A 20273-nucleotide genomic window follows, 5' to 3' on the forward strand; every position below is an offset into this window, starting at 1 on the left:
AGCGCCACATTGTACAGCAGCGTGCAGGTGCAAAAAAAAGCCTTTGCCGGGAGTCGTCTGTGGGCGACGTGAATTTGCACAAAAATCTGTAGCGTACCGGGCGGTCTCGTGATAAATATCGCGCGAGAGACCTGCAAAATACTGCGTGCGTCCTGCACGCTTTGTATCCATCCCTTTTCTGTGAGGGACTTTTCCGATGTTGAAGTTGTTCAAGCCGACGGCGCTGGCCGCCGCTATAGCCGTGTCATTGGGTGCCTCTTCCGTGTTGGCCGCGGAGGAAGTGCGTGTCTACAACTGGTCTGACTACATTGCCGAGGATACGCTGGAGAAATTCACCGCGGAAACCGGCATCAAGGTCATCTACGACGTCTACGACAGTAACGAGATTCTGGAAGCGGCACTGCTCTCCGGCCGCTCAGGCTATGACCTGGTGGTGCCCTCCAATCATTACGTGGCCAAGCAGATTTCCGCTGGCGCGTTCGAGAAGCTGGATCACTCCCTGCTGCCAAACATGGCGAACCTGAATCCGGACCTGATGGACGATCTGGAAAACGTTGACCCGGGCAGTCAGTTCTCTCTGCCTTACCTCTGGGGTACCAACGGTTACGGCTACAACGAAGGCCGCATCCGGGAAATCCTGGGCGACAGCGCCCCTACCGATTCCTGGGCCCTGGTGTTTGATCCGGAAGTCACCGGCAAACTCGCCGCCGGGGGCTGCGGCATTGCCATGCTGGATTCCGGCGAAGAAATGGTGCGCGCCGCCATGGCCTTCATTGGCCTGGATCCAAACAGCAACAAGGCCGACGACATCAAAAAAGGCGGCGATGTGATCAGGGCCATTCGCCCGAACGTCACTTATTTCCACTCCTCCCGCTACATTGGTGACCTGGCCAACGGTGACCTGTGCGTGGCCGCCGGCTATTCCGGCGACATCCTGCAGGCCGCAGCCCGCGCCGAGGAAGCAGGTAACGGCAATGTGATCCGCTACACCATTCCCAAGGAAGGCGCGGTGTTGTGGTTTGACATGATGACCATTCCCGCGGGTGCTCCGAACGTGGAGAATGCCCACAAGCTGATGAACTTCCTGATGCGCCCGGAGATCATCGCGGACGTGACCAACTATGTTTGGTACGCCAACCCCAACAAGCCGGCCAATGAGTTCGTGGACCCGGAAATCCTCGGCGATACCAGTATCTACCCCACCGACGAGGTGATGAAGAAGCTGTACGTTATGGAAGGCCGGCCCCAGGACGCCCAGCGCCTGATGACCCGCACCTGGACCAACGTTAAGTCCGGTCGTTAAGGGGTGGACAACGGCAACAATACCTCCGCGCAAGCGGAGGTATTACTTACCATCGAAGGCATTTCCAAGAGTTTCGACAGCACCCTGGCCGTGGACGATGTGAGCCTGCAGATCCGCAAGGGCGAGATCTTCGCCCTGCTGGGTGGCTCCGGCTCGGGCAAGTCCACCTTGCTGCGCATGCTGGCAGGCTTCGAAGTGCCCAATGCCGGTCGTATCGTGCTGGACGGCCAGGACATTACGGCCCTGCCGCCCTACCTGCGGCCCACCAACATGATGTTTCAGTCCTACGCCCTGTTCCCCCACATGACGGTGGCACAGAACATTGCAATGGGTCTTAAACAGGACAAGCTGCCGAAGACTGAAATCCGCGACCGGGTCGAAGCCATGCTGAAGCTGGTCAAGATGGAGACCTATGGTAGCCGCAAACCCGAGCAGCTCTCCGGCGGCCAGCAGCAGCGCGTGGCCCTGGCCCGTTCCCTGGCCAAGCGCCCGAAACTGCTGTTGCTGGACGAGCCCATGGGGGCGCTGGACAAGAAACTGCGCTCCGAGATGCAGCTGGAACTGGTGGAGATACTGGAGAAGGTCGGCGCCACCTGCCTGATGGTCACCCACGATCAGGAAGAAGCCATGACCATGGCCAGTCGCATCGCCATCATGTCCCACGGGCGGATCGCCCAGGTAGGGTCGCCCATCGATATCTACGAGAGCCCGAACAGCCGTATGACGGCAGAGTTTATCGGCTCGGTGAATATCTTCGAGGCCAGGATTCTGGCGGACGAATCCGACAGTATTACCCTGGAAAGTGCCGCGCTGGACGCGCCGGTCTTTATCGACCGGGGTGTCAGCACACCGGCGGAAAGTACCGCGACGCTCGTGGCGTTGCGACCGGAAAAGGTTTACCTCTCAAGGGAAAAGCCGGAAGGCGAGAACAACTGGAGCCGGGGCATGGTCGATAACATCGCCTATCTGGGAGACATCAGTTGCTACTACGTCCGGCTTGCGAGCGGCCAGCGGGTGCAGGCCACCATGGCCAATGTGGAACGTCGTGGCGAGCGGCCCACCTGGGGCGACACGGTGTTTGTTTCCTGGGAAGCTTCCAGCCCCATCCTGCTATGGAACTGATGCCATGGTCAGAAGATTGATGTCCAGCCCGCTGATGGAGCGGGTGCGCGCAGTGGTGTTCCACCGCCGGGTGGTATTCGGCATTCCTTTCCTGTGGCTTCTGCTGTTTTTCCTGCTGCCGTTCGCCCTGGTATTGAAGATCAGTTTCTCCTCGGCGGTCATGGCTATTCCGCCCTACCAGCCGGTGTTCAACTTCGTGGACAACACCTTCACGGTGGTGGCGAATTTCAGCAACTACCTGTTTCTGCTGTCCGACAGCCTTTACATCGCCGCCTACTGGAGCTCGATCAAGATCGCCCTGATCTCGACTCTGGTTTGTCTACTGATCGGCTACCCCATGGCCTATGCCATGGCCCGGGCTTCGACCAGCATGCAGATGGTACTGCTGCTGATGGTGATGCTGCCTTCCTGGACCTCGTTTCTGATTCGCGTGTACGCCTGGATGGGCATCCTTGGCAACCAGGGCCTGCTGAACAATCTGCTTATGTGGCTGGGCGCCATCGATGCTCCTCTGAAAATGCTGAACACCAACTTTGCGGTGGTGCTCGGCATTGCCTATGCCTATCTGCCATTCATGGTGCTGCCGATCTACTCCAACCTGGTGAAGCTGGACGGTCGCCTTCTGGAGGCCGCCTCGGACCTGGGCTGTCGCAGCCTGACCACTTTTTGCACCATCACATTACCGCTGTCCAGGGCCGGGATCATAGCCGGCTCCATGCTGGTGTTTATTCCGGCGGTGGGGGAGTTCGTGATTCCGGAGTTGCTGGGTGGGCCAGATACGCTGATGATCGGCAAGGTTCTGTGGGAGGAGTTCTTCAACAACCGGGACTGGCCGGTGGCGTCTTCTCTGGCCATTGTGATGCTGGCGCTGTTGCTGATTCCCATCATCCTGTTCCATCGTTTCCAGGCACGGGAGATGGAAAAGCATGGTTAAGTCGCGGGCGATGAGTTTCTCGACAGTGATGCTGGTGCTGGGCCTGCTGTTCCTCTACGTGCCCATGTTGGTGCTGATCGTCTATTCCTTCAATGCCTCACGGCTGGTGTCGGTATGGGCGGGGTTTTCCACTCATTGGTACGGCGAGCTGTTTCGGGACCAGCAGATTCTCTCGGCGGTGTGGATGAGCCTGAGAATTGCCTTCTACTCCGCCAGCATGGCGGTGTGCCTGGGCACCCTGTGTGCCTTTATCATGACCCGCTTCAAACGCATTCGCGGTCGTACTCTACTTTCCAGCATGATCAGCATGCCGCTGGTGATGCCGGAGGTTATCACCGGACTGTCTCTGTTGCTTCTGTTCGTGCAGATGGCACAGACCATTGGCTGGCCTGTGGATCGCGGTATGGCCACCATCTGGATTGCCCACACCACCTTCTGCAGCGCCTATGTGGCCGTGGTGGTCAGCGCCCGCCTGCGGGAAGTGGACCGCTCCCTTGAGGAGGCGGCTATGGACCTGGGCTGCACTCCCCTGAAGACCTTTTTCGTAATTACTCTGCCGGTTATCGCACCGGCGCTGGTGTCCGGCTGGTTGCTTGCGTTCACCCTGTCTCTGGATGACCTGGTGATCGCCAGCTTTGTTTCCGGCCCCGGAGCAACAACACTGCCCATGGTGGTGTTCTCGTCCGTGCGTATGGGTGTGTCGCCGGAAATCAACGCTCTGGCTGCGCTGATTATCCTGGCGGTCTCGCTGATCGCTTTTGTCGCCTGGTATCTGATGCGACGAAACGAGCAGCGATAAACCGCCCCCACCTGTGTTTATGCAACCCAGTGATCGTCACCCAGATCCATCATCGAGGCCTTGCCGGAATCGATATCGCTATTGAGCTGTTCGATTTCCGGGAGCACCTTTTCGAAGTAAAAGCGCGCCGAAATCAGCTTTGCTTCCAGCAACGGCTTGTTGCCCTCGCCCTTGTCAAGCTGTGCCTGGGCAACGCCCGCCATGCGCGACCAGAGGTAGCCGATCACCGTCAGGGCCATCAGGCGCAGGTAAGGTGTTGCCGCCGCACCTGCCTGTTCCGGATCTTTCGGGGCGTTTTGGGCGATCCACATGGTGGCGGACTCCAGGGCCTTCACTGCGCCCTTGAGCTCTTCGCGATGGGGCGCTTCCGGGTTGTCCTTCAGGTAGCCGGTCAGCTCGCCAAACAGCGTGCGCACCAGCTGGCCGCCCTTAAGGCTGAGCTTGCGTCCTACCAGGTCCATGGCCTGGATGCCGTTAGTGCCTTCGTAGATGCGGGCAATACGGCCATCACGAACCAGCTGCTCCAGCGGCCAGTCGGTGGTGAAGCCGGAGCCACCCAGTACCTGCAGGCCAAGGTCTGCGTTCTTATAGCCTTCGTCGGTGAGGAAGGCCTTGACCACCGGCGTCAGCAGCTGAACCAGGTCGTCGGATGATTCCCGAACCGCCTCATCCGGGTGGGCAACCGACAGATCAAGCTTCTGGCCTGCAAAGAGCGCAAGGGCACGCATGCCTTCGTTCAACACTTTCTGACGCATCAGCATGCGGCGAACATCGGGGTGCACGAGGATCGAGTCGGCAGGACCGTCGGGATTTTTTGGGCCGCTCAGTGAACGGCTCTGCAGGCGTTCGCGGGCAAAGCCGAGGCTTTCCTGGTAAGCCATTTCCGCCAGTCCCAGTCCTTGCATGCCCACCATCAGGCGGGCTTCGTTCATCATGGTGAACATCGCCCGCATACCGTCGTTCGGCTCGCCGACAAGCCAGCCTTTGGCGCCCTCGAAGTTCATGACGCAGGTGGCGGAGCCCTTGATGCCCATCTTGTGTTCGAGGCCGCCACAGAAAGCCGGGTTGCGCTCACCGCTGTCCGGCAGCACTTTTGGCACTACGAACAGGGAAATACCCTTGGTGGTGTCCGGTGCGCCCGGCAGCTTGGCCAGCACCAGGTGCACAATGTTGTCGACCAGGTCGTGCTCGCCACCGGTAATCCAGATCTTGGTGCCTTCGATGGCGTAAGAGCCGTCATCATTAGGTGTGGCCTTGGTGCGGATCATGCCCAGGTCGGTGCCGCACTGGGGTTCGGTCAGGCACATGGTGCCGGTCCACTCGCCGGAAATCAGCTTTTCCAGGTAGATGTTTTTAAGTTCGTCGGATCCGTGGGAATACAGCGCACTGATGGCCCCGTGGGTCAAACCCGGGTACATACCCAGCGACAGGTTTGTGGAACACATCATTTCATCTACCACAAACTTCAGGGTGTGGGGCAGACCCTGACCGCCGTACTCAAGGGGCGCGTCCAGAGCCGTCCAGCCGCCTTCCACAAACTTCGCATAGGCTTCCTTGAACCCGTCCGGGGTGGTGACGTCGTGGGTTTCCGGGTTGTACTGGCAGCCCTGCTGGTCGCCAATCTTGTTGGTGGGCTGAATCACCTCGGACGCCAGCTTTCCGGCTTCTTCGATCACCGCGGTGATCAGATCCGGTGTCGCATCGGCGTATTTCTCCAGTTCGTGGAGCTTGTCGACGCCCAGTACGTCGAACAACAGAAAGCTGAGATCATTAGCCGGAGCCTGATATTGCATGGAAGTCTCTCCTCAAACCGTCTTGCTGGTGGAAATACACCTGTTAATTACTCCAATTCATACGGCCGTTTGAATTGTTTGGTTCACCAGAAAACAGTCCTTCTGAAAATTTTTTCGTACTGAATACAGGATCTTTCGAAGGAGAGCGTTGAATGAAGCATATTCTGATTGCCGGGGTGTCCGGTGCTATCGGGCATGCACTGGCGGAGCATTATCTGGCGCAGGACGAGAGCCTGAAGGTTATCGGGCTCTGCCGTGATCCCTCGACCGTCAAATTTCACTCGGAATATAAGGGCCGGGTGCATCTGCTTCCCTGGGATGCCGCTGGCTCGACGGATTCCACGGAAATTGCATTCGATCTGGAGACAGTTCTTTCGAAGGACGAGGGTCTTGACGGGGTAATATACGCAGCCGGTTTTTTGCACGGTGCGGGCATCGTGCCGGAGAAGCGGCTGGAGGATCTGAATGCGGAAGCTCTGGCTCACTCATTCGCGGTCAATGCCACGGGATTCGCGGTGCTGATGCGGGCGGTCGCGCCCTGGTTGCGGCATCGGGGTTTCAAAACCGTCGTGGCGATCTCCGCCAAGGTGGGGTCGATTACCGATAACGGGTTTGGTGGCTGGTACGCCTATCGCAGTTCAAAGGCAGCGCTGAACATGCTGGTTCGTAATTTCTCTATTGAACTGCCCAGAAAGTGCCGGCCGCTGGCCTGTGTAGCCGTCCACCCGGGTACCACCCTGTCGCCTCTGAGCGAGCCCTTTTCCCGATCTCTGGCGCAGCTAACGGTGCATGAACCGGCGGACACCGCAAGAAACATCGCGTCCGTTATTGATGGCCTGACCCAGGACAACAACGGTCAGTTCCTGAGCTGGGACGGTTCAAGGATTCCCTGGTAAAACGTGGGATTGAGGAGAATGCAGGGCCCATAAAAAAGGCCGGGACAAACCCGGCCTGAAAATCCAACGCCTGAATCGATCAGCGAATGAAGGGGTTGAGCATCCGGCTGAATGTTCCAGTCAGTTTCACAGGTGCGCTTAGCACCGACAGGGTAATACAGTCTTCACATCCCACTGCTACAGGTTTGTGGTCGTCTTCCTGGTTCAGAACCACAAAGTCCCACTGGTTGAATACGCCCTTCTGGTCGGCGAACGCGCCCTGAAGCACGATGGTCGTTTCCTCGCCCCGGTGGGTATGCGACGGGGCCTTGCCTCCGGCTGCCAGCTTCTGGAGAACAACCTGTTCTCTCTGACCCGGAAAGCGGTCGGTAATGTCCAGTACGCTGACGTCGCCCAGTTGTCGTTTCCACGGCAGACTGTCCAGATCGTCGCCGAGCAATTTCACCAGAGGGCTGACCCGCCGGTTGCTCTTGGCGGCCGTGCTGACCTGCTGGCCCGACTCGTCCGCGTCGTTGTCGATACGGGAAAGGATGGAATCAAACATGTCTGAAGACACTTCGGTCTGGGGCTGGCTTTCCATCATCACGGCGCCCAGGCTGTCGAGAGTATCAACACGACTGCGGCAATCAGCGCACTGGTCCAGGTGAAGCCGAATGCACAGGGCATGGGGTTCGCTCAGGTTGCCCGCGCTGAATTCCATCAGAGTAATCGTATCGGGGTGGTGCGAATTCATACGTTTTGGTCCTGCAAAATCACTTTTAGCTTGTTCAATGCCAGGCGAACCCGGCTCTTTACCGTTCCCAGTGGGATGTTCAGCTCATCTGCCACCATCTGGTGGGACTTGCTTTCCATATAGACCTTGGCAATGACCGTGATCTGCTCCTCTGGAAGATGCTTCAGAGAGTCGCGAACCCGACGCTCGGACATCAACCGGTGAAGCGAAGTCACTGGTTCATTTTCATGCTCGCCAGGAATCTGCCAGAGGTCCTCGGTTTCCACGGGCATCTCAGCACTGGTTCGTTGCATCTTGCGCAGCATATCGATGCGCTGGTTCCGGGCAATCGTGAAAATCCAGGTTGATGCTGCTGCCTTCTTCCAGTCGTAAAGGCACGACCGGCGCCAGATTGAAACGAACACTTCCTGCACGAGTTCTTCGGCATGGTTGGCCATGCCGTTAGCCATCGCATAGTACTTGATCTGTGGGCCAAAATGCTGGAACAGGGCGTGATACGCCTCACGGTCCTGGTGCTTGCCCACTTTCTCCAGCAACTGGCTCCAGGGGTCTTTCCGGCCCTCGGCTCTTGCTGGTTTTTTATCCAGTGTGGTCACCGGACGCTCCTTGACTGTTGCATGGCTTTGAATTGTCTTGTTCATCATTCTATGCGCTCGTCCCGGATTTGTCAGTCTGACCGGTTTTACGCTGGCGCTACTAGACCGGATTTGCCCGGTCACAAAAAATTACCATTCTGCCCGGGCCTGATGGCCCGCCATCCCAGCGCTATTCTTCCAGGTAGGTATAGCCGTTCAGGCCGTTAGCCAGTTCTGCCAGAAGGGTCTGTTGGGTGTCACGGTCGAATTCGCTGACGGCAAACTTTCGTTCATAGGCTGCAAGCAGCGCGGCGGGCTCGAAGTTCACATATTGCAGCACCTTTGCCACGGTATCGCCCTGTATGGGATCGCTGATGGTATAGCCCCCGGCCTCATTACCGCGCACGTCCACCGAGTGGGTATCGCCGAAGAGGTTGTGCATGTCTCCCAGGATCTCCTGGTAGGCGCCGGTCATGAAAAAACCCATTAAAAGAGGTTCCCCCGGTACGTCCGCCGGCATGGGCAGGGTGGTTTCGATGCCCTGGCCGTCCACATAGCGATCGATGCGACCGTCGGAATCACAGGTAATGTCCTGGATCACCGCGCGCCGGTTCAGCGGCCGGTGAAGACCGTTTATCGGCATGATGGGAAAGATCTGGTCAATGCCCCAAACGTCCGGCAGTGACTGGAAGAGCGAGAAATTGATAAACAGTTTCTCGGCCAGCTTTTCGTTGAGCTCGTCGATGATTTCCCGATGGGCCCGGTTTGAGGAATTCAGCTGCTTCTGGAGAGACCGGCAGCAGGCTTTGTAGAGGGTTTCCGCCTGGGCCCGATCGGTCAGCGACAGAACCCCGTGGGCAAACTGGGCGTGCACATCCGCCATGGCGTGCAGGGTGTCATGGTAGATCTCCGCCAGTGAGCGGCGGTTGTGGCGGTCGGACAGGCTGTCCAGGTCCCGCTGCAACGAGTGTAGAGGCTCCGGTGAGCCGGCCTCCGGTCGTTGGGTCTGCTGGCGGTCCGGCACCTCGCGGTCGATCACATTGGTGATCAGCACAGAGTGGTGGGCGGTCAGCGCCCGACCGGACTCGCTGATCAGGTTGGGGTGGGGAATATCTGCCCGGTCACATTCCGATTGCAGGATGTGAATTACGTTGTAGGCGTATTCCTGCACACTGTAGTTCATGGAGCAGCTGCTGCGGGAGCGGGTGCCTTCGTAATCCACGCCCAGGCCGCCACCGATATCCACGGTGCTGACCGGTGCGCCCAGGTGGCGCAGTTCGCTGTAGAACCGCGCGCATTCCCGCAGACCGGTCTGGATATCCCGGATGTTGGCGATCTGGGAGCCCAGGTGAAAGTGCAGCAACTGCAGGGACTCCAGGGCACCGGCGTCCCGAAGCGTATTGACCACATCCAGCACCTGGCTGGCGGACAGGCCGAACTTGGATTTCTCGCCGCCGGTATTCTGCCAGTTACCCTTGCCGATGGTGGCCAGCCGCGCCCTTACACCGATCAGCGGAGTAACCCCCAGATCCCGGGCTTCTTCAAGGATCAGCGGCAGTTCCGACTGCTTCTCCACGACGATGAAGACCCGGTGCCCCAGTTTTTGGCCGATCAGGGCCAGCCGGATATACTCCCGGTCCTTGTAACCGTTGCACACAATCACCGATCCGGGCTGGCGGGACAGCGCCAGCACCACCATCAGTTCCGGCTTGCTGCCCGCTTCAAGGCCGATCTGGTTGTTACTGGCCGCCGGTTGTGCACTTAGAAGCTCTTCCACGACCCGGCGTTGCTGGTTGACCTTGATGGGATAAACCGCGGTGTAATGGCCCTGGTACTGCTGCTCGGCGGATACCCGGTTGAAGGCATCGCACAGGGTGTTGACCCGGTCATGAAGGATATCGGTGAAGCGCACCAGCACCGGCAGCTGGATGCCCCGGTCGGTCAGCGAATGGGCCAGCTCTGGCAGGCTGATGCTGTGCTTGCCGCGGCCCCGGTCCGGTCGAATCTGCACATCGCCGTCCTCGCTGACGCCGATGTATCCGTCGCTCCAGTGGGCGATGTTATACACCTCTTGGGCTGTGACTGTGCCGGATTCGCTCATAATGCTTTTACCTGTTCTGTGGCCGGGCCGTTATTCGCCGGAAACTGGCGCTTATTGTAGGGATTCGGGGGCGTTGTCGAAAGAACTGTTGAACCCGACCATACCTGCAAGATGGCAGATTTCCACTGCCCGGAGCTTTAGCTGCGGGCACAGGGCACCTACAATACCGTGATCATTAAGAACGAGCATCGCTAACGCGCTCATCGCCTTTCGGAGAAATACCATGACAGAACTGAACGACGGTTGGTTTACAGAGGTCTTCCAGGACCACGGAACGGCCTTTTCGCTCAAGGTGAAGAAAAAACTTCATGAGGAGCAGACCGGTTTCCAGAAACTGGAAATCTGGGAGACCGAGACCTTTGGCAACCTGATGGTTCTGGATGGCTGCGTGATGCTCACCAGCCGCGATAATTTTCTTTACCACGAAATGATGACTCACCCTGCACTGTTTACCCACCGCGACCCCAGGAAAGTCGCCATCGTTGGTGGCGGTGACTGCGGCACTTTGAAAGAAGTCCTCAAGCATCCGGGGGTGGAGGAAGCCTGGCAGGTAGAGATCGACGAGCGGGTGACACGGGTGTCCGAGGAATACTTCCCCGAATTGTGCGAATCCAACACCGACCCTCGGGCCAACTTCTTCTTTGGCGACGGTATCCAGTGGATACGGGACATTGCGCCGGACAGTCTCGATATCATTATCATCGACAGTACTGACCCGGTTGGCCCCGCCGAAGGCCTGTTCGCCCTGGATTTCTATCGTGACTGCATGCTGGCCCTGCGGGACGGCGGCATTATCGTGCAACAGAGCGAATCGCCCCTGCTACACACCAACACCATCATCAAGAACATCCATGATGATATGAAAAAGGCCGGATTCGACCATGTTCGTACGCTGCCGTTCCCTCAGCCGGTCTATCCAACAGGCTGGTGGAGCTGCACCATGGCTGGCAAGGAAAAGCCGGTGGTGTACTTCCGGGAGGAAGATGCGGACCAGCGCCCGTTTGTGACCCGTTATTACAATGCCGATATCCACCGGGGTGCACTGGCGATGCCGCAGTTTATGGTGGATGTGCTGGAAGACGAGGTTATGTCCAGCGAGCGTTGAAGAAGAAAAAAAAGGGGCGCCATCTGGCGCCCCTTTTTGTTTGAGTAGTCAGCCGGTATTACTTGGCGCTGACAAACTCCGGGTAGGCTTCCATGCCGCACTCGGCAACGTCCACACCCTCGTACTCGATTTCTTCGCTGACGCGCAGGCCCATGACGGCCTTGATGATGCCCCAGACGATCAGGCTGGTGACGAAAACCCAGACGAAGATGGTCAGCATGCCGACCAGCTGTCCCATGAAGGTTGCGTCAGCGTCGGACAGCAGTACTGCGAAGATACCCCAGATACCGACCACACCGTGGACAGAGATCGCGCCGACTGGATCGTCAATGCGGATCTTATCCAGGAACACGATGGAGAACACAACGATTACACCACCGATGGCACCGATGATGGTGGCCAGCAGAGGTGAAGGGTCGGCAGGTTCAGCAGTGATGGCTACCAGACCAGCCAAAGCGCCGTTCAGGGCCATGGTCAGGTCAGCCTTGCCGAACATGATGCGGGCAACCAGCAGAGCTGCAATCAGGCCACCGGAAGCGGCTGCGTTGGTGTTCAGGAATACGTTGGCCACTTCGTTGGCTACACCGATGCCACCCAGTTTCAGGGTAGAACCGCCGTTGAAGCCGAACCAGCCCATCCACAGAATGAACATACCGAGGGTCGCCAGGGGCAGGTTTGCACCCGGGAAGGCCTTGATCTGGCCATTCGCGCCATATTTGCCTTTACGCGAACCCAGCAGGAGTACACCAGCCAGGGCAGCGGCAGCGCCGGCCATGTGAACGATACCGGAACCGGCATAGTCGCTGTAGCTCAGTTCATAGATTCCGAAAACCGCGTCGCCGTTCCAGGTCCATGCGCCTTGCATCGGATAGATGAAGCCGGTCATGACCACTGCGAAGATCAGGAAAGCCCAGAGCTTCATGCGCTCTGCAACAGCACCGGAGACGATGGACATGGCAGTTGCCACGAACACGACCTGGAAGAAGAAGTCAGAGGCGCCGCTGTACTCGCCCATGTCACCGAAGCCAGCTTCGGCCGAGGCGGCCAGAATGCCTGCAACAGCTGCTTCGTCCATGCCGGCAACGGTAGTGATGCCACTCAGGAAGATGCCGCCGCCGTACATGATGTCGTAGCCGCAGATGAGGTACATGGTACAAGCGATTGCGAACAGGGCGACGTTCTTGGTCAGGATTTCAGTGGTGTTTTTCGCACGGACAAGTCCGGCTTCCAGCATGGCGAAACCCGCGGCCATCCACATGACCAGAGCACCGCAAATCAGGAAGTAGAACGTATCCATTGCGTACTGCAATTCAAAAATATAATTGAGATTACTTTCCATTGGTAAGCCCTCCGCACGAGGCTAATCTTTTGGCGTTAAAATTTTTGCGTTGGCTGGTTCTGACCGTGCTACCGGATCAGACGGCCTCTTCGCCCGTCTCGCCAGTCCGGATCCGGATGGCCTGTTCCAGTTCGGTCACGAAAATTTTGCCGTCGCCGATCTTGCCGGTGTTGGCGGCTTTGGTGATGGACTCGATGACCTGGTCCAGAAGATTTTCGCCAATGGCGACTTCAACCTTCACTTTCGGCAGGAAGTCCACCACGTATTCTGCGCCCCGGTAGAGCTCTGTGTGGCCTTTCTGGCGACCGAAGCCTTTGACTTCAGTGACCGTTACGCCTTGTACGCCAATCTCGGATAGTGCCTCACGGACATCATCCAACTTGAAAGGCTTGATGATCGCTGTCACAAGTTTCATGGGTTTCTCCTTGGTAAAGCCGTCTCAAAAGTCAGGATTCTTCGGGTCCCTTGTATTGAGTTCGGGATGCTGCCACCTCGCACACCAATTGTGCGGATTGCGTACAAGGCTTTTAGCATCGTGTGTGCCAACGCAAAAAAAATCTTAAATATCAGTTATATAGCAATACACTGATCCAAAATGGACCGTTCTGGTGCACCAAAACAGCGCCACAGGGGGGCGAATGAACCAAAATAATGCACAGGCTCTGTACGCGCCTCGTCTCCCCTGAATCGCCATTATAGGGTGTACCGCCCCCAGTATGGCAGGGGTCACGGTGTGATACACTTCCAGGTCATTATTCCGAGTTATTAACGAGGTGTCTTGTGAAAGGTCCCCAGGATTTTTTTAACCAGTTGCAGGGGCAGTTTGGCCAGTTTGTTCCGGATATGGCGCGTGCGGCGCGCGAGGACTTCGAGGCGCAGGCCAGGGCCACGGTGATGACCGTGCTGTCCAGACTGGAACTGGTCACCCGGGAAGAGTTTGATGCCCAGCAGGCCGTCCTGATGAAGACCCGTGAAAAAGTGGAAGCGCTGGAGAAGCGGGTAGAAGTCCTTGAAAAAGCATCATCTGCTGACGACAGCGCGTCGCCAGCGAGTTAAGCAGAGTGCCGACTGCAGGGTGTCAGTGGCTTTTGCCGGTCAGCCCCATGCAGTTGGCATAGAATGTGGTGGTTGCCGGCCAGTCCGAAAAGATACCGATAACGCCGACATCTTTTGCAAGCACGTCAATGACCTCAAGCATATCCCCATCATTGTCGATGGCGTCTGATACTGTCTGGTAATACCAGCCTCCGCCCTCGGCCAGGGGGCCGCTGCGCTCCACAGTCCAGGCAATCATGTCGAGGCCGGCTTTGCGGGCATTCTGCGCGTAGTCTGAGGGGACAATGTCACCGTTCTGGCCGGGCGCCAGCATCTTCCAGAGTGCCGGGGCAATAATATTCACGCCACGGCTTTTCAGTTCTTCCATGTGGGCCAGTGAACTGTTGGCGGGCGTGGGGGCCGCCTCATCCAGGAACACCGCCTGCTCGCCAAAGCGAGGCGTCTGATTCACCCAGAACAGAACATCCTCAAGATTGAAAGACTGAGGCCAGACATGCCCGGGTTTCACGCCGGCATCCACATAATCCTGGATCATCTGGCGGGCGTAGTCCTGCTGGCTGTATTCGCCCTCGAAGGGCATCTTCACCACAGGCGATTTCAGCTCCGGGGTGAATTTCACGCCCAGTTCCTGGAATAGCTCAATGCTTTCCCTATGGGTCATCAACGTGCCACGGCTGGCGTACAGGTCCGTGCGCCAGTCCGCTGTTCCGCCCAGGTATTCCTGTGGCGTTGTCGCCATGGGATCAAATGCATCCATCTTGCCCTCGAGGCTTCTGAATTCCGCCAGGGTGATGTCGCTGGTTCGGCATTCTGCCTTTGCTGGCGTGCCGGTGGCCGGGTCGGCGGGAACGAAGGGCTGGGTGCACTTGGCGTTCAGTTGCGGCACCGTCACGATATTGGTGGTGGTGTGAAGGTCATTCTGGGCGTGGCGGCAGACCAGTTCCCGGTCTTTGGTGAAGGCAACATCACACTCGACAATGCCAGCGCCCATGCGTGCGGCGGCGATATAGGATTCCCGGGTGTGTTCAGGGAACTGAAGGGGTGCGCCACGATGGCCAATAGAGAAGTCCGCGGCCTTGACGTTGCGGATGTCGCAGGCCTGCAACCGGGTTTTCAGCGGGCTTTCGTCCATATCCGCCACCAGCCAGAACGGCCGCGGCCCGAGCTGCACAGATTCCATCTCCAGAGAGGCCTGGGCTGCGTTAACCGCTGTCCAGGCGGACATCAGGGTGAGTAGGCCGCAGAGGGCACTCAGAAATGTTCGAAAATTCATAACCGGCTCCTTGTGGATTGAATCATACATCCCCTACAGCATCCCTGCCTCGGATGACCATTGGATGACGGAGATCAGGGGCAGCGGATTTCACCTCTGAACGGCGCTGCACCAGTTGCACATTCGCTCCGGCCAGACATAATGGGGCCCTGTTTATTACCTGAAACCATGGAAGGTTGTCATGTTAGCTGTCGTTCATACCCGCGCCTGCGTGGGCGTTTCCGCGCCGTCGGTGACGGTGGAAGTGCATCTGTCCGGCGGCTTGCCGGCGCTTTCAATTGTTGGCCTGCCAGAAACCGGCGTGCGGGAGAGCCGCGAGCGGGTGCGAAGCGCGCTGCTGAATTCCGGCTTCGAGTTCCCTGCCAAGCGCATCACCATCAATCTTGCCCCTGCGGATCTACCCAAGGAAGGCGGACGTTTCGATCTGCCCATCGCCCTGGGGATTCTGGCGGCCTCCGGGCAGATACCTCCAGAAAGCCTGAGGTCGGTAGAGTGCCTCGGCGAACTGTCGCTGGACGGCGCCTTGCGGCCGTTAAAAGGCGTTCTACCGGCGGTGATCGCGGCCCGCAAGGAAAACCGGCAGTTGCTGATTCCCCTGGCCAATGCCGATGAGGCCGCCCTGGCGAGCGAGGATGACGTGTTTGCTGCCAGTCATCTGCTGGCGATCTGCGAGCATCTCGCTGACCGCGCCCGACTGTCTCCGGTGGCGCCGGTAACGTTTGATGATCGCCCCGCCGAAGCGCCTGATCTTGAAGACGTCCGTGGCCAGCAAGTGCCAAGGCGGGCGCTGGAAGTGGCCGCTGCAGGCGCTCATAATCTGTTGATGTTTGGACCGCCGGGCACCGGTAAAAGCATGCTCGCCAGCCGGTTGCCGGGCATTCTCCCACCTCTGACCAACGAGGCCATGCTGGATGTGGCCAGTATCTATTCGGTCGCCGGCCTGGCGGTGCCCGAGGGCAACTGGCACTGCCCGCCATATCGTGCACCACACCACACCGCTTCCTCCGTGGCCATGGTGGGTGGGGGCGGCAGCCCGAGGCCCGGAGAAATTTCCCTGGCGCACCGGGGCGTGCTGTTTCTGGATGAGTTGCCGGAGTTTGGCCGTCGGGTCCTGGAGGTGCTGCGCGAACCCATGGAAAGCGGCGAGATCGCCATTAGCCGGGCCGCCCGCCAGGTGACTTTCCCGGCCCGGTTTCAGGTGGTGGCGGCCATGAACCCCTGTCCCTGTGGTTATCTGGGGCATCCGTCAGTGGAATGCCAGTGCACGCCCCAGCAGGTGATCCGTTACCGTGCCAAGGTGTCCGGCCCGCTGTTGGACCGTTTTGACCTGCATGTGGAGGTGCCGGTGCAGAGTGCCCGGCTACTGATGACCTCTGCCAGCGACAGCGAAAGCAGTGCATCGGTGCGTCAGCGGGTCAATCAGGCTCGTGACCGTCAGAACCACCGGGGCACGGTGAATGCCATGCTTGGCGGTCGGGAGCTGGACCGTCACTGCAAACTGGACAGCGCCAGCGAAGCGCTGGTGACCGGCGCCATGGAGCGCCTGGGGCTGTCGGCCCGGGCCCTACACAGGATTTTGAGGGTCGCCCGGACGCTGGCGGACCTGGAAGACGCGGACGGGGTCGCACAGACCCATCTTGTGGAGGCCCTGGGCTACCGAAAACTGGATCGGCAGCAGTCCCGTAATGCTCAGGTGTCCGTATAGATCTGATAAACTTGTCGTCAAACGAATAAACCAAGCCTTTTTACGGCGGTTGAGGACATCCGATGAGCGAACAGAATCACGATTCCGGCGATTCACCGGTCACCACCCGCAAGGGTGTGCGCAGTTTTGTGCTGCGCCAAGGCAGAATGACGGAAGGTCAGAAAAAAGCCTACGAGCGGAACTGGCCCAAATACGGCCTGACCCGCGAACAGGGCATGATCGACCCGCGGGAAATCTTTGGACGGGACAACATGCTCAACCTTGAGATCGGGTTTGGCATGGGCCAGTCCCTGGCGGATATGGCAGAAGCCGCGCCGGAGCAGGATTTTATTGGCGTTGAGGTCCATCTGCCCGGTGTTGGTGCGTTGCTCAAAGAAGTGGAAGATCGTGGCCTGGAGAATGTGCGGGTCTACGCCATTGATGCCAACGACGTAGTGGATCTGTGTCTGCCGGATGCGGCGGTGGACCGGGTGATGGTCTTTTTCCCGGACCCATGGCCGAAGAAAAAACACCACAAGCGTCGCCTGGTGCAGCACGATTTTGTCCAGCGCCTGCGCCATAAACTCAGGGTCGGCGGTGTGCTACACCTGGCCACCGACTGGGAAAACTATGCTGAGCACATGATGGAAATCATGGCTGAATCTGAAGGGTTTGAAAACGCCGTAGAGCCGGGGGCATTCGCGCCACGTCCGGATGAGCGACCCATGACCAAATTCGAGAAGCGGGGCGAGAATCTGGGCCACGGAGTCTGGGATCTGCTGTTCTATCGGACCAACTGAGGTGAGTCCGAGCCCGATCTGACCTGGATGGGGTCATTGGTGTGACAGCGGATGACGTCTGGCGGCCCTGAGAATGACCAGCCCCGCCAGGCCGAGTATCAGCCCGGTGAACTTGGCCAATGCAAACAGTGTGGCGGCCATGCTCAGTGAATCGCTGGGCGAATCCAGATTATTCAGCAGCAGAATGTTCTCCACTACGTCACTGGCGCCGGCGGCAATAAAAAGCCCCCGCACCCATCGTGAGACGGTACGCTCCCGCACACCGGGCCGGTCGCGGGAGAGGTATCTGGTCAGCAAAAGCAGTGTGGCAACGTAAGCCGCTGCAAAGGCAAAATCCAGCCACAGCGACGCCCTTGCCGAGGAAATCCCGTCGTTATCCCAGCTCGCCAGTATTTCTGCGGCGTGATCCTGAGTACCCGCCATTTCAAAACTGACGATCCCTTTCGGGGCAACGTTGGTCTGCAGGGGCTCGTTAATGACCAGCAGGGCGATAAAGAGGATCAGGGATACCAGAAGGCTGAGGGTCAGGGCTTTCGGGAAGTCGTGTCCGGGCATTGCCATTATAAAAAACGCTCCAGCAGGCTGTTCAGATAGCGCTGGCCGAGTTCCGTGGTCTGGAGACGGTCCCGCATCATCAGGCGATCCTTTCGCAATGATTCAAGTTTTACCTCAACCACGCTCAGCGGTAAACCTGTACGTTCTGTGAACAGACTTTCTGGCACACCGCCAGAGAGCCGGAGTGCATTCATCATGAACTCCAACGGAAGCTCTTCGGTCTCAATCTGCTGTTGGCCTGCCGTGCGGCTGCCAATCCGGTTCAGATAGGCCTCAGGCTGGCGGGTTTTCCAGAAACGCCGGACCTGGCCGTCCGGCAGCGTGACTTTACCATGGGCGCCCGCCCCCAGAGCGAGATAATCGCCGAAGGTCCAGTAGTTCAGGTTGTGGCGGGAAGCCGCGCCCGGCTGGCTCCAGGCCGAGACTTCATAGTCGCTGTAGCCCTGGCTTCGCAGAAGTTCCGCTCCACGGCAGTAGATCTCCCAGAGCCGGTCGTCATCGGGAAGATCGGGCGGGCGGCTGTAGAACTCGGTATTGGGCTCCAGTGTAAGCTGGTACCACGACAGATGCGGCGGCGCCCAGGCGATGGCGGCCTCCAGGTCGGCCACGGCATCCTCCGGGGTCTGGTCCGGCAGGCCATGCATCAGGTCCAGATTGAAATTGTCGAAACCCGCCTTACGCGCCGCCTCGATGGCCCGGTGGGCGGCGGTGTCGTCGTGGATTCGCCCCAGGGCTTCCAGCTGCCGGGGCTGGAAGCTCTGTATCCCCAGGGATAGCCGGTTGATACCGGCAGCGCGAAAGCCGTTGAAGCGCTCCTCCTCGACGGTGCCCGGGTTGGCCTCCAGGGTAATCTCCGCATCACCGGCGAAGGACAGGTGGCGGCTCAGACCTTCAAACAGCCGGTAATAGAAATCTGGTGACATCAGCGATGGTGTGCCGCCGCCAATGAAGACGGTCTGGATCGGACGATCCTGAATCAGCTGCTGGTCCTGCTCCAGGTCTTCCAGCAGGGCCTGCAGGTAGGCCTGTTCCGGGATGTCGCCGGTCAGTGCGTGGGAGTTGAAATCACAGTAGGGGCATTTCTTGACGCACCATGGCATGTGCAGGTAAAGACTGAGAGGCGGTGAGGATTGCTGGCTCAACGTGCCCCCAGCTGCTCAAGCAGAAGGCTCAGTGCGCGGCCACGGTGGCTGATCTCCGCCTTTTGCTCCCGGCTGAGCTCAGCGGCGCTGGTCCCGGTTTCTGGTGCCAGAAATACCGGGTCGTAGCCAAATCCACCCTCGCCCCGGGGCTGTTCCAGGATCCGGCCGGGCCAGCAGCCATGGCAGATAATGGGCGTCGGGTCGTCGGCGTGTCGCAGGTAGACCAGCACGCAGTGGAACTGGGCGGTTCGATCTTCAGGTGAAACGTCTTTCAGTGCTACCAGCAGGGCGTCGACGTTATCCTGATCCGTGGCCGAGTCCCCGGCAAAGCGAGCCGAGCGCACGCCGGGCCGGCCGCCGAGGGCATCAACTGCCAGTCCGGAGTCATCCGCCAGGGCGGGCAGCCCGGTTACTCTTGAGGCATGACGTGCCTTGAGAATGGCATTTTCCACGAAGGTAACGGCAGGCTCTTCTGCCTCTCCGACTCCTAGCTCACCCTGAGCCACGGGTTTCAGGTTGAGGGGGGCGAGCAGGCCTTCCAGTTCGGCGATCTTGCCACGGTTGTTGCTGGCGATTACCAGTCGCTTTTCTTCAGTCATCATCAGTCGTTAAACAGCGTATGGGTAAAACGAACTGCCAGTTCGTCTTGCGAGCCGGTGGGCCGAGCGGTGATCTGAAAGGTCATCAGTTCGGCGCTGGGGTACTGATACTGGGCGATGAAGTAGATGGACTCACCCTCCTGAATCCGCCGAAACGCCAGAAAACTGGGTTGCTGGACGTTATTCAGTACCTTGCCTTCAACCTGCCCGGACACGGTAACCTGCTCTCCCTCGCCATCGCTACTGAGGATAACGATGTTGACGACACCAATGCCCTTGCTTCGGCTGAGGTTGTTTTCCTTGGCGATTTCGGGTGTCAGAAACGTGCTGGGAAGGACACTCCACTGCACGGTGTAGTCGCCGAAATCCTTCGACCCGGCCTGACTGGCGCAGCTGATCAACATCAGCGTCAGCGCAGTTATCAGTGGGCGGAATCTGGCTAGGTTCATGATGACTCTCCTTAT

20 protein-coding genes are annotated in these 20273 nt (G+C 58.7%); 9 read left to right on the top strand and 11 right to left on the bottom strand.

The genetic code is table 11. From position 1 onward, the window contains the following. Window positions 1-196: 196 nt before the first annotated feature. From FPL19_RS09755 to FPL19_RS09770, 4 genes are read left to right on the top strand one after another with little or no spacing between them, the layout of a single operon-like run. Window positions 197-1303: a polyamine ABC transporter substrate-binding protein gene (locus FPL19_RS09755; RefSeq protein ID WP_150912234.1), complete on the top strand. Its 1107-nt coding sequence runs from the start codon at window positions 197-199 to the stop codon at window positions 1301-1303. Between the two features lie 3 nt (window positions 1304-1306). Next, window positions 1307-2425, top strand: a complete 1119-nt coding sequence (gene potA / locus FPL19_RS09760) for a polyamine ABC transporter ATP-binding protein (RefSeq protein WP_150912235.1) — start codon at window positions 1307-1309, stop codon at window positions 2423-2425. Window positions 2426-2459: 34 nt separating this feature from the next. After that, complete coding sequence (locus FPL19_RS09765) at window positions 2460-3359, top strand: ABC transporter permease subunit (protein WP_150912478.1); 900 nt, start codon at window positions 2460-2462, stop codon at window positions 3357-3359. After that, entirely contained in the window at window positions 3352-4158 is an 807-nt protein-coding gene (locus FPL19_RS09770) for an ABC transporter permease subunit (protein WP_150912236.1), read from the top strand. The genes FPL19_RS09765 and FPL19_RS09770 overlap by 8 nt, the downstream gene beginning before the upstream one ends. A gap of 17 nt (window positions 4159-4175) precedes the next feature. On the opposite strand, the gene FPL19_RS09775 is transcribed toward FPL19_RS09770, so the two are convergent. Continuing rightward, the gene (locus tag FPL19_RS09775; protein ID WP_150912237.1) at window positions 4176-5951 is read right to left on the bottom strand and encodes an acyl-CoA dehydrogenase C-terminal domain-containing protein; all 1776 of its coding nucleotides are present in this window, start codon (window positions 5949-5951) and stop codon (window positions 4176-4178) included. Window positions 5952-6103: 152 nt separating this feature from the next. Here FPL19_RS09775 and FPL19_RS09780 point away from each other — a divergent pair, with 152 nt between their 5' ends. Continuing rightward, the gene (locus tag FPL19_RS09780) at window positions 6104-6847 is read left to right on the top strand and encodes an SDR family oxidoreductase (protein WP_150912238.1); all 744 of its coding nucleotides are present in this window, start codon (window positions 6104-6106) and stop codon (window positions 6845-6847) included. Window positions 6848-6926: 79 nt separating this feature from the next. Here FPL19_RS09780 and FPL19_RS09785 read toward each other — a convergent pair whose 3' ends face one another. The 3 genes from FPL19_RS09785 to speA form a co-directional block, all read right to left on the bottom strand. Continuing rightward, window positions 6927-7580: a ChrR family anti-sigma-E factor gene (locus FPL19_RS09785; RefSeq protein WP_150912239.1), complete on the bottom strand. Its 654-nt coding sequence runs from the start codon at window positions 7578-7580 to the stop codon at window positions 6927-6929. Beyond that, complete coding sequence (locus FPL19_RS09790) at window positions 7577-8176, bottom strand: sigma-70 family RNA polymerase sigma factor (RefSeq protein WP_150912240.1); 600 nt, start codon at window positions 8174-8176, stop codon at window positions 7577-7579. The genes FPL19_RS09785 and FPL19_RS09790 overlap by 4 nt, the downstream gene beginning before the upstream one ends. Window positions 8177-8345: 169 nt before the next feature. Next, window positions 8346-10256 carry a biosynthetic arginine decarboxylase gene (speA, locus tag FPL19_RS09795; RefSeq protein WP_150912241.1) on the bottom strand — a complete coding sequence of 637 codons (1911 nt, stop codon included), beginning with the start codon at window positions 10254-10256 and terminating at the stop codon, window positions 8346-8348. Between the two features lie 223 nt (window positions 10257-10479). On the opposite strand from speA, the gene speE reads away from it, so the two are divergent. Then, a complete protein-coding gene (gene speE, locus FPL19_RS09800; protein WP_150912242.1) occupies window positions 10480-11361 on the top strand; it encodes a polyamine aminopropyltransferase in 882 nt (293 codons plus the stop codon). Between the two features lie 58 nt (window positions 11362-11419). Here the strand turns inward: speE and FPL19_RS09805 are convergent, their stop codons facing one another. Both FPL19_RS09805 and glnK read right to left on the bottom strand, forming a co-directional pair. Further along, window positions 11420-12700, bottom strand: a complete 1281-nt coding sequence (locus FPL19_RS09805; RefSeq protein WP_150912243.1) for an ammonium transporter — start codon at window positions 12698-12700, stop codon at window positions 11420-11422. Between the two features lie 76 nt (window positions 12701-12776). Continuing rightward, a complete protein-coding gene (gene glnK / locus FPL19_RS09810) occupies window positions 12777-13115 on the bottom strand; it encodes a P-II family nitrogen regulator (protein ID WP_135804419.1) in 339 nt (112 codons plus the stop codon). 365 nt (window positions 13116-13480) lie between these two features. On the opposite strand from glnK, the gene FPL19_RS09815 reads away from it, so the two are divergent. After that, the gene (locus FPL19_RS09815; RefSeq protein ID WP_150912244.1) at window positions 13481-13756 is read left to right on the top strand and encodes an accessory factor UbiK family protein; all 276 of its coding nucleotides are present in this window, start codon (window positions 13481-13483) and stop codon (window positions 13754-13756) included. A 22-nt stretch (window positions 13757-13778) separates the two neighbouring features. On the opposite strand, the gene FPL19_RS09820 is transcribed toward FPL19_RS09815, so the two are convergent. Continuing rightward, entirely contained in the window at window positions 13779-14981 is a 1203-nt protein-coding gene (locus tag FPL19_RS09820; protein WP_225314390.1) for a glycerophosphodiester phosphodiesterase family protein, read from the bottom strand. Window positions 14982-15210: 229 nt separating this feature from the next. Here FPL19_RS09820 and FPL19_RS09825 point away from each other — a divergent pair, with 229 nt between their 5' ends. Both FPL19_RS09825 and trmB read left to right on the top strand, forming a co-directional pair. Further along, window positions 15211-16734 carry a YifB family Mg chelatase-like AAA ATPase gene (locus tag FPL19_RS09825; RefSeq protein WP_150912246.1) on the top strand — a complete coding sequence of 508 codons (1524 nt, stop codon included), beginning with the start codon at window positions 15211-15213 and terminating at the stop codon, window positions 16732-16734. 62 nt (window positions 16735-16796) lie between these two features. Beyond that, window positions 16797-17513: a tRNA (guanosine(46)-N7)-methyltransferase TrmB gene (trmB, locus tag FPL19_RS09830; RefSeq protein ID WP_150912247.1), complete on the top strand. Its 717-nt coding sequence runs from the start codon at window positions 16797-16799 to the stop codon at window positions 17511-17513. Window positions 17514-17546: 33 nt separating this feature from the next. On the opposite strand, the gene FPL19_RS09835 is transcribed toward trmB, so the two are convergent. Genes FPL19_RS09835 through FPL19_RS09850 form a run of 4 tightly spaced genes read right to left on the bottom strand, consistent with a single transcriptional unit; the run spans window position 17547 to window position 20258 of the window. After that, window positions 17547-18074, bottom strand: a complete 528-nt coding sequence (locus tag FPL19_RS09835) for a hypothetical protein (RefSeq protein WP_150912248.1) — start codon at window positions 18072-18074, stop codon at window positions 17547-17549. Continuing rightward, entirely contained in the window at window positions 18074-19210 is a 1137-nt protein-coding gene (gene hemW / locus FPL19_RS09840; RefSeq protein WP_225314354.1) for a radical SAM family heme chaperone HemW, read from the bottom strand. The genes FPL19_RS09835 and hemW overlap by 1 nt, the downstream gene beginning before the upstream one ends. Next, the gene (gene rdgB, locus FPL19_RS09845; RefSeq protein ID WP_150912480.1) at window positions 19207-19809 is read right to left on the bottom strand and encodes an RdgB/HAM1 family non-canonical purine NTP pyrophosphatase; all 603 of its coding nucleotides are present in this window, start codon (window positions 19807-19809) and stop codon (window positions 19207-19209) included. The genes hemW and rdgB overlap by 4 nt, the downstream gene beginning before the upstream one ends. Before the next feature lie 2 nt (window positions 19810-19811). Then, window positions 19812-20258 (bottom strand): DUF4426 domain-containing protein, encoded by a 447-nt coding sequence (locus FPL19_RS09850; RefSeq protein ID WP_150912249.1) that lies wholly within the window; start codon window positions 20256-20258, stop codon window positions 19812-19814. Window positions 20259-20273 lie beyond the last annotated feature (15 nt).

This window comes from Marinobacter halotolerans, assembly GCF_008795985.1.
GTDB classification, from domain to species: domain Bacteria; phylum Pseudomonadota; class Gammaproteobacteria; order Pseudomonadales; family Oleiphilaceae; genus Marinobacter; species Marinobacter halotolerans.

Bases quoted from the DNA above. Each gene is read 5' to 3' on its own strand.
- FPL19_RS09820 (WP_225314390.1), bottom strand. From the start codon at position 14,981: ATGTCCGCCTGGACAGCGGTTAACGCAGCCCAGGCCTCTCTGGAGATG.
- speE (WP_150912242.1), top strand. From the start codon at position 10,480: ATGACAGAACTGAACGACGGTTGGTTTACAGAGGTCTTCCAGGACCAC.
- FPL19_RS09785 (WP_150912239.1), bottom strand. From the start codon at position 7,580: ATGAATTCGCACCACCCCGATACGATTACTCTGATGGAATTCAGCGCG.
- glnK (WP_135804419.1), bottom strand. From the start codon at position 13,115: ATGAAACTTGTGACAGCGATCATCAAGCCTTTCAAGTTGGATGATGTC.
- FPL19_RS09850 (WP_150912249.1), bottom strand. From the start codon at position 20,258: ATGAACCTAGCCAGATTCCGCCCACTGATAACTGCGCTGACGCTGATG.
- FPL19_RS09825 (WP_150912246.1), top strand. From the start codon at position 15,211: ATGTTAGCTGTCGTTCATACCCGCGCCTGCGTGGGCGTTTCCGCGCCG.
- rdgB (WP_150912480.1), bottom strand. From the start codon at position 19,809: ATGACTGAAGAAAAGCGACTGGTAATCGCCAGCAACAACCGTGGCAAG.
- FPL19_RS09770 (WP_150912236.1), top strand. From the start codon at position 3,352: ATGGTTAAGTCGCGGGCGATGAGTTTCTCGACAGTGATGCTGGTGCTG.
- FPL19_RS09805 (WP_150912243.1), bottom strand. From the start codon at position 12,700: ATGGAAAGTAATCTCAATTATATTTTTGAATTGCAGTACGCAATGGAT.
- FPL19_RS09765 (WP_150912478.1), top strand. From the start codon at position 2,460: ATGGAGCGGGTGCGCGCAGTGGTGTTCCACCGCCGGGTGGTATTCGGC.
- speA (WP_150912241.1), bottom strand. From the start codon at position 10,256: ATGAGCGAATCCGGCACAGTCACAGCCCAAGAGGTGTATAACATCGCC.
- FPL19_RS09775 (WP_150912237.1), bottom strand. From the start codon at position 5,951: ATGCAATATCAGGCTCCGGCTAATGATCTCAGCTTTCTGTTGTTCGAC.
- FPL19_RS09780 (WP_150912238.1), top strand. From the start codon at position 6,104: ATGAAGCATATTCTGATTGCCGGGGTGTCCGGTGCTATCGGGCATGCA.
- FPL19_RS09835 (WP_150912248.1), bottom strand. From the start codon at position 18,074: ATGGCAATGCCCGGACACGACTTCCCGAAAGCCCTGACCCTCAGCCTT.
- trmB (WP_150912247.1), top strand. From the start codon at position 16,797: ATGAGCGAACAGAATCACGATTCCGGCGATTCACCGGTCACCACCCGC.
- FPL19_RS09755 (WP_150912234.1), top strand. From the start codon at position 197: ATGTTGAAGTTGTTCAAGCCGACGGCGCTGGCCGCCGCTATAGCCGTG.